The organism is Neisseria sp. P0021.S005, assembly GCF_051956955.1.
The window spans coordinates 1-2,078 of record NZ_JBQCWY010000550.1; the positions used below are offsets into that span (position 1 = coordinate 1).

Annotated in this window: 3 protein-coding genes; all 3 read left to right on the plus strand. The window is 54.3% G+C overall.

Annotated features, from left to right (window positions below; all coding sequences use genetic code 11):
- On the plus strand, positions 1-323 hold a 323-nt coding region (locus tag ACTHUE_RS16715), incomplete at its 5' end, for a hypothetical protein (protein ID WP_440424023.1).
- The gene (argA, locus tag ACTHUE_RS16720) at positions 320-1,633 is read left to right on the plus strand and encodes an amino-acid N-acetyltransferase (protein ID WP_108700219.1); all 1,314 of its coding nucleotides are present in this window, start codon (positions 320-322) and stop codon (positions 1,631-1,633) included. The genes ACTHUE_RS16715 and argA, both read left to right, overlap by 4 nt.
- A 45-nt stretch (positions 1,634-1,678) precedes the next feature.
- Positions 1,679-2,078, plus strand: a 400-nt coding sequence (locus ACTHUE_RS16725; RefSeq protein WP_440424024.1) for an exodeoxyribonuclease III, incomplete at its 3' end; no start/stop codon positions are given.

The following is a 2,078-nucleotide window of genomic DNA, read 5'->3' on the forward strand; positions in this document are numbered from 1 at the left end:
GTTTCGTGGTCTGCACGCGTTGTTCGGGGATGTTTAAGGCCAAGGATTATCTGTCGGGCAACCTGCCGGCCGATCCGGCTCATCTGCCTGTGGCGGTAACGGATGTGCGCCTCGTGCATAACATCGGTGCGCAAATCCTCAAGCATTCCAAACTCTCGCGCAAAGAAATTTCCGATTTGCTCAACAGCGCGCTTAAGGAAGAGCCCAAGGCGGAAGAGCAGGCAGCGGTCAAAACGCGCAAGGACGGTTTCAACTGGACGTTGGCATCGCTGATTGCGCTGACGGTTTTGATTATGCAACTCTTTTATCTTGCCCTGCTATGAGTGCCATCGCCCATTTTGTCGCCAGCTTTCGCGAGGCCGCGCCCTATATCCAATATTTGCGCGGCAAAACCATGGTGGTCGGCGTGACCGACAGCCTGTTGGAAGGCGAAACCTTGATTCGTTTGGCTGCAGATTTGAATCTGTTGGCCAGCTTGGGCTTGCGTTTGGTCTTGGTACACGGTTCGCGGCATTTGCTCGATAAATTGGCTTCGGGTCGGGATTTTGTTCCGAAATACAGCGGCAGCCGACGGATTACCGATGAAGCGACCCTGATGGAAGTGAAGCAGGTGGCGGGGATTATCCGCAGCGATGTGGAAGCCGCCTTGTTCAGCAGCGTATCTGCGCAGCAACGGAGCAAGCCGCCGGTTATCGCGTGCGGCAACTTTATTACCGCCCGTCCGTTGGGCGTTATCGACGGCGTAGACATGGGCTATACCGGGACCGTCCGCAAAATCGACGCGGAAGAAATCCGTTTGCGTTTGGATGGCGGCGCCGTGGTGCTGATCAGCCCTTTAGGGCATTCGTACAGCGGCAAAACCTTCAACCTGAGTATGTGCGAAACCGCGCAGGAAGCGGCCATGGCTTTGCAGGCGGAGAAGCTGGTTTTCCTGACCGAAGAAGCCGGTATTTGCCGAGCTGACGGCTCTTTGGCCAATACTTTGTCTGTCGGCGAAGTGCAGGAGCTGATACGTGACAATCCGGATGCACCTGCCGATTTGCTGCATGCGGCGGTAGGTGCGTTGGAAAACGGCGTATCGCGGGTGCAGATTCTCAACGGCCGTGAAGACGGCAGCCTGCTGCGCGAGCTGTTTACCCGCGAGGGCAGTGGTACATCTATTGCCCGTGAGCCGTTTGTTTCCATCCGTCAGGCACGCAGCGACGATATTCCGCACATCATCGCCTTAATCCGCCCTCTGGCGGAACAAGGCATTTTGTTACACCGCAGCCGCGAGTATTTGGAAAACCATATTTCCAGCTTTTCCGTATTGGAACACGATCAAAACATTTACGGCTGCGTGGCGTTGAAAACCTTTTCCGAGCCGGACTGCGGCGAATTGGCCTGTCTGGTGGTGTCGCCCGAAGCGCGCGATGGCGGCTACGGCGAACTGCTGTTGGAACATCTGTTCCAAAAGGCACGCGCCTTAAATATCAAAAAGCTTTTCGCCTTATCCACGCATACGGGCGAATGGTTTGTCGAACGGGGTTTTCAGACGGCCTCAGCCGATGACCTGCCTGCCGAACGCCGGCAGGAATACAATGCCAACGGCCGCAATTCCAAAGTATTTGTTTATGACTTGCAGGCCGTCTGAAAAACTTCAATCCTATTATCCGTTTTTAAAAATCACTCAAATCTTATGTTGAAAATTATCTCTGCCAACGTCAACGGCATCCGCTCCGCCTATAAAAAAGGTTTTTATGAATACATCGCCGCTTCCGGTGCCGACATCGTCTGCGTGCAGGAACTGAAAGCTCAAGAAGCCGACCTGTCAGACGATATGAAAAATCCGCACGGTATGCACGGCTACTGGCATTGCGCCGAAAAGCGCGGTTACAGCGGCGTGGCGGTGTACAGCAAACGCAAACCCGACAATGTGCAAATCGGCATGGGCATTGAAGAATTTGACAGAGAAGGCCGTTTTGTCCGTTGCGATTTCGGCAAGTTGTCGGTAATTTCGCTGTATCTGCCCAGCGGCAGCAGCGCGGAAGAGCGCCAACAAGTGAAATACCGCTTTTTGGACGCGTTCTATCCCATGC